The sequence below is a fragment of the Coprobacillus sp. AF33-1AC genome (genome assembly GCF_003475785.1).
In the GTDB taxonomy this organism is placed as follows: domain Bacteria; phylum Bacillota_I; class Bacilli_A; order Erysipelotrichales; family Coprobacillaceae; genus Faecalibacillus.
The window spans coordinates 38,968-46,342 of the sequence record NZ_QRQB01000019.1; the positions used below are offsets into that span (position 1 = coordinate 38,968).

The following is a 7,375-nucleotide window of genomic DNA, read 5'->3' on the forward strand; positions in this document are numbered from 1 at the left end:
GGATGTGATAATGTAGAGGAAGAAATAAGTAGAGGGGAGAAAGAAATTGAAGAAAAAGAAAACAATAAGTAAATATGCAGCGTGTTTTCTAGCACTTAATATGGCAGCAGAGCCAATTACTGGGTTATCTATGTTTAGACCTAGTGCAATCATGGCTCAACAACAAGATGTTATTACTGAAAGTAACGATCCTTATTTAGTGTCATCAAATAAAGAAGTGACAGTCAGTTCAGTTCGTGGTGATGCAACAGGTGATTTAGCGACAGATGGAAGTGATGATACGCGTTGGGAAAGTGATTGGCGTGGAGACAAAGCAGAATGGATTAAAATTGATTTAAAGAAAGAAACAAAAATCACTAAAATTCATTTGAATTGGGAAGGTGCCTGTGCCAGTGAATATCAAATCCAAATATCAGATGATGATGATTCTTGGACAAATATAAAAGAAGTAACTGATGGTAAAGCTGGAAAAATTGATTTTGATTTTGATCAAGTTACAGCGCGTTTTGTAAGAATTTATGCTTCAAAAAGAGCAATGATAGCTTATGGTGTTTCATTATTTGAATTCCAAGTTTATGGTTTTAATGGCTTATATAAAGTCAATTTAGCACAAAATAAACCAGTTCAAGCTTCATCATTATTAGATGAATGGTGGATGAAAGATGAAAACGGAAATATCAAACCGGGGGAAACACCAGACGCTAAAAATGCGGTTGATGGGAATATGTCATCTAGATGGCGTTCAGGAAATGATAGTTCTTATTTTAAAGAAAATACACCTCAATGGATCTCAGTAGATTTACAAGGATTATATAAAATCGGGCAAGTTAACATTACTTATGATGGTGAAGCAGCCGCAACAATTTATGATCTTCAAGTATCTAATGATGGTCAAAATTGGCAAACAGTATATCGTCAATTAAGAGGTAACAATAAAAAACAAAAGATAAGATTAACTGCTACAGGACGTTATGTTCGTGTTTTATGTAGAAGCAAATTTAGAGATGCTTATATTGCGATTAAAGAATTAGAAATCTTTAGACAAATGGAAGATGAAAAAGATGTGACACATACTATTCCAGATCTTCCTAAAAAAGAAGTTGTTTCAGTTAAAAATTCAAAAGCAACTTATAATTCAAATGATATCTACTTTGCTAATCAAGCAAGATATCCAGAATATATTGAAGATAATTTAAAGAATAAACCATTAGCTTCTAATGACTGGTGGCAATCATTAGTCATTAATGAAACAGGTAATGCTTTATCTTTATTACCTTTAAAAGTTAAATATGAACCAACTAAAGGTTTAGGATTATTAACATATAGTAAATCTAAATGGAATAAAGCAGATGATTATACACAAGGTGCAGTTACTGCCTCTAAATCAGAATCAACAATGGCATTCTATGTAGAACCTAGTGATTTTGATGATAGTCAAGCTTACAACAAAGTAAGTGGTTATGGTGATTATCATGTTAGTGTAAATTACTATGATGCTAATGGTTTATCAATGTCTAATACTTTTGTTAAGGGTTCACCATATACATACTTTGATTTTCATGATAAAAAGACAATCTCTTTAAATATTAATGATGATGAACAAGCTGGTGTAACAGCAATATTCTTCGATGAAAAAGGAGATATTTTAACAGAAGAAGGGAAAATAACAACAGACCACATTGGTATTAAAACTGTAACTGGAGATAAAACAAACTATTATGATGTCAATGTTCCAGCTGATACTCAATTTGAAAAGACAGATACAGGATTAAAGATTACAATTAAAGATGATGATTCTTATATGTCAATTGGAACAATGACAGATGCAAGTCAATTGAATCAATTCTACTTACATGGTTATGCCTTTGTAACAGATACTAATGTTGCATATGATTTTGATGAATCTACATCTAAGATTACATCAAGCTATAATTTAACAACAAAAGTTAAACGTGATGGATTTACTGATCAATCTTATCAATGTATGTTCCCTCATCAATGGGATAAATATGCAAGTGATCAAGACTTAACAAAGTTAAATATCATTTATGATTCACCTCGTGGAAATCTTAAATTATATGATGGAAATTCATTTAAAATGCAAGATACTTTCTATGGAATGGTACCTGAATTTACAGCACCAACAAATGGAGAATATGATGAAAATGAATTATTATCTTATTTAGATAACTTAGATCAAGGAACTCAAGGAAACTTAGTTGGATCTGATGCTTATTGGCAAGGGAAATCACTACATCCTTTAGGAATGGGTGTTCTTGTTGCTGATCAAGTGGGTAATACAGAATATCGTGATAAGTTCTTAGGTAAAATGAAAACAATCTTAACTGATTGGTTAACATATAGTGGTGAAGGTGATCAGGCATTCTTCTTCTATGATAAAAACTGGGGAACTTTATATTATAAAGATAGTGAATTTGGGGCTAATAGAGACATTTCTGACCACCACTTTACTTATGGATATTTTGTCTTTGCATGTTCAGTACTAGCAACATATGATGATGAGTTCTATCAAGATTATAAAGAAATGATTGATTTAATTGTTCGTGATTATGCAAGTCCTGATAAAAATGATAATATGTTCTGTCGTTATCGTAGTTTCGATCCTTATGAGGGTCATTCATGGGCTGGTGGATATGCTGATAATGATGATGGAAATAACCAAGAAGCAGGAAGTGAATCATTATTTGGTTGGGTAGGTGCTTATTTATGGGCAACTAAACGTGAAGATAAAAAGATGAGAGACTCGGCTATCTTTGGATTTACAACAGAATTAAATGCTGTAGAACATTATTGGTTTAATTATTATGGTAAATCAAATGATGGTTTAGATCATAGTGGTTGGCCTGAAGATTGGCCAAGTAAGATTATTGGACAAACTTATGGAAGTAGTTATTTCTATGGTACTTTCTTTGGTGGATATCCAACTTATATTTATGGTATTCACTGGTGTCCAGTAGGAGAATATATTAGTTACTATGGTGTAGATAAAAAGGCGGCTGCTAATATTTATCAAGGTGTTATTGATGATACAAATGGACAAAAAGCAGCGCATCCTGAAGTAACTGATTATCCAGATACGCTTAACTCTTGGCAACATATCTTCTTACCATTTTTATCATTAAGCGACAGTGATCGTGCAATGCAAGAATTAAATCATGATACACAATCACAAGCAGAAGGATTTAATACATACTGGTTCTTAAATAATATGAAAGATTTAGGACAAAGAACGACTGATATCTGTGCTACTGGTGGTGTTTCTTCATCAGTGTATGTCAAGGAAGTTGATGGTAAAAAACAATACCAAGCTATGGTATGGAATCCTACAGATCATGATATTGAAGTTACATTTAAAAACAGTGAAAACAAAGTAGTAGGAAATGCAACAATAGCTGCACAATCATTATTGCGTTTAGATCCTACTCAAAAAGATGCTGTACAAACACAAAAACCTACTTTCTCTGTTGAAAGTGATACATATGATGATACTCAATATGTCAAGATTTCATCTGAAACTAAAGGTGCAACAATTCACTATACAACTGATGGAAGTACGCCAACAACAAATTCTCCTGTATATAAAGGAAGAATTGCTGTAAGTGAATCAACAACAATAAAAGCAATTGCAGTTAAAGATGATTATATTAACTCATCAATGAATTCTGTAAAAATCAATATTGATACAAATTGTATTACTACAGGTATTAATCTTGCTACTAATAAACCAGTTGTTGCTTCTAGTGAAAATGGTAATGTAGCAAGTAACGCTACTGATCATAATGCTAAAACGAGATGGGAAGCAGCCCAAAAAGATGATCAATGGATTTATGTAGATTTACAACAAGAATATGATATTAATAAAGTTAAATTAAGTTGGGAATCAGCATATGCTAAAGGATATGAAATTCAAGTTTCTAATACTCCAGATGATGAAACAAGTTGGAAAACAGTATACACTGAAACAAATGGTGATGGTAATTTTGATGAAGCTATCTTTAATCCAACAAAAGCAAGATATGTCCGTATTAAAATGAACCAAGCTGGTACTGATTATACTTATTCACTTTATGAAATTGGTGTTTATGAAGCACGTAAGATATCAAAACCACAATTATCATTGAAATCAGGAACATATCAAGGAAATCAATTCTTAAGTATAGCAAGTGGTACAAAGGGTGTTCAATTTAGATATACTACTGATGGTAGTGAACCAACAGAAAAATCTAAATTATATATTCCGGGGTTAACCCTTACTAAAGATACAAATATTAAAGTTAAAGCATTTAAAAAAGGAATGCTTGCTTCTGATACCGTTAGTGGAAATTATGTCATTAATAATGGCGTAGATATAGGTGATGAAGACTTATATGATAAAGCACCTAAATTTAGTGTAAAAGAAGATGAAGAAATTGAAGAAGAATTACTTGCTGGTGAAAAAGGTGCATCAGATACTAATGAATTAATTAGTGGTAACTTAGCTTACAACAAAAATGTTGTTGTCTCTTCTTTAGAAAATGAAAATAGTAAACAGAATCTTGTTGATGGAAATATTGATTCTACTTGGTCATCTGATTTTAGAAATGTTGAAGATCGAAATAAAGAATATTGTTATGTTGACTTAGGTGCTTCTATGGATGTTAATCAAGTAAAATTACATTGGGTTAACAATACAGCACCAGGTAATAAATATGCAATTCAAGTATCTGATGATGAAAAGAATTGGAAGACAGTTTATATTTATAATCAAGCAAATAACAATAGTGATGATGCAACAGATGTTTGTAACTTTGATACAATTAAAGCACGTTATGTAAGAATGCAAGGTATTAAATTAGGTCAAGGTTATGGTTATGCTTTACGTGAAATGGAAGTAAGAAATTCAACAGACGCACAACCATTTGGACAAAACGTAGGTGTTGATGCAATGTATGAAGGAGACACTTATGATAATTTACATGATGGCAATATGGATACATCAACAACATTATCTGGACAAGGTTCATTTACATTTGATTTAGCTAAAACATATAACATTGATCGTATGACTTTTGATCATGCACAAGCTGGACAAGGAACATATACGATTTCTTATTCAACAGATGGTGAAAATTGGACAAAGATTGATTCATCTAATTTAGATAAAAACATTGATTTATCATTTGATGCAGTTGATGCACGTTATATTAAAGTTGATTATAATGTTGAAGGTTCAATCAATGTTAAAGAATTACAAGTCTATACAGTAGGTTCATCTAGAGATGAAGAAGCTAAAGAAACTATTTATAATGGTGTGGATGCTGTTGCTTCAACAAATACTCAAGATGCTATAAAAGTATTAAAAGATGAAGATCGTTGGCAAGCTGATGGAAATGACCAAAATGAATGGATTTATATAGATTTAGGTGAAGCTAAAGATATTAATGAAGTTAAGTTTAATTGGGAAGGAGCTTATGCCAAAGCTTATACAATCCAAGTATCTAATGATGCTTCATCTTGGGATGATGTTTATTCTACTGATCAAGGACATGTAGGAGATGATACAGCAAGCTTTGCTACAGTGAATGCACGTTATGTTAAAGTACGTTGTGATCAAAGAGGTACTGATTGGGCAGCTTCATTATATTCAATGAAGGCAGGATATGTTGAACCAATTGAATTGGATCATATCTTAGTTGGACCTCAAGAAAGTAAAATTGCTTTAAAAGATAAGTTACAATTAAATTATGTATTCTATCCAGCAAATGCAACTGATCAATCTATTACATTCAAATCTTCTAATGAAGAAGTTGCAACAGTTAATGCTAAAGGTGTTGTTACAGCTAAAAAATTAGGTGAAGCAACAATTACAGCTATTGCCGCTAACAACAAAACATATGAAGTTAAAGTAAAAGTAACAGGAAAAATCAGTAAACCTTCATTAACATTAGACCAAAAAATTTATAATAGTGTAGATTTATCATGGGATGCTATTGAATTTGCAGATCATTATAATGTTTATGTAAGTGATAAGGCAGATGGTGAATATACTAAAGTTAATGAAGCACCAATCACAGATACACATTATTCTATTGATCAATTAACTGATGGAAAATATTACTATAAAGTTCAAGCATGTAGTGGAGATGCTGATTATTTAGATAGTGATTTAAGTAGAGCACAATCTATTAAAGTTTCTGCACCAACTGCTATTGATTTAGATGTAACTTCTGCAACAGTAGGTGTAAATCAAGATTATACAATTCAAGTAAAAACAACATTAGATCCAAGTACATTATCATGGAGTAGTGATAATCCAGATGTTGCTACTGTAACTAATGGAGTTGTTCATACTTTAAAACCAGGAAAAGCTACAATCACTGTGTCATCTGGTACTATTTCAAGAACATTTAGCTTAACTGTCATGGGTTCATTAGAATCACCATTATTAAACAAAACAACAGATGATAATAATGTAACTCTTTCATGGAATGCTATTGAAAATGCAACAAATTATGAATTATATCGTAAACAAAATAATGGTGAATATCAAAAAATAGCAACAACTGATCAATTATCATATCAAGATAAAAACTTAGATCCAGGAGATTATAGTTACAAATTAGTTGCTAAAGGAAGTGAATTCTACGCAGATTCTACAGATAGCAATGAAGTATCTACAAGAATAACAAAACAATTAGAAGCAGCAACACCAAAAGCAACAGTAACAAAAAATACTGTTAAATTAACATGGGAAACACCAAAAGTAGCAGTAACAAAAAATACTGTTAAATTAACATGGGATAAAGTAGAACATGCTTCAAAATATCAAATCTTAAAAGCAAATGCTGAAGGACAATATGAAGAAGTAGCAACAGTCGATACAAACAGTTATGAAGAAACAGGATTAGATGCTGGAACATATTCATATAAAGTTGTTGTTTTAGGAGATGAAATTTATACAACATCAAAAGAAAGTGAAGCTGTAGAAGCTACAGTAAAAGTAGAAAAATTGGCATCAGTGGTATTAGATGCAAAACAAGAAGGAAATAAAGCAAAACTAAGCTGGCAAGCAGTAGAACATGCAAGTGGTTATGAAGTCTACCGTAAAGATAACAATGGAGAATATAAACTTGTATTAGAAACAAATCAAACAAGCTTTGAAGAAACAATGACACCAGGAACACATCAATATAAAGTTATCGCTAAGGGAACAGGAAACTATGGATCAAGTGATGCTGTAGAAAGTGATGTTTATAAAGTTACAAAACAATTAGAAGCAGTAACACCAAAAGTAGCAGTAACAAAAAATACTGTTAAATTAACATGGGATAAAGTAGAACATGCTTCAAAATATCAAATCTTAAAAGCAAATGCT

1 protein-coding gene is annotated in these 7,375 nt (G+C 31.5%); it reads left to right on the top strand.

Annotation, left to right across the window (positions count from 1 at the left end):
• Positions 1–46 precede the first annotated feature (46 nt).
• Positions 47–7,375 (top strand): discoidin domain-containing protein (locus tag DWZ53_RS07785; RefSeq protein WP_199589150.1); only part of this gene is annotated, 7,329 nt, incomplete at its 3' end.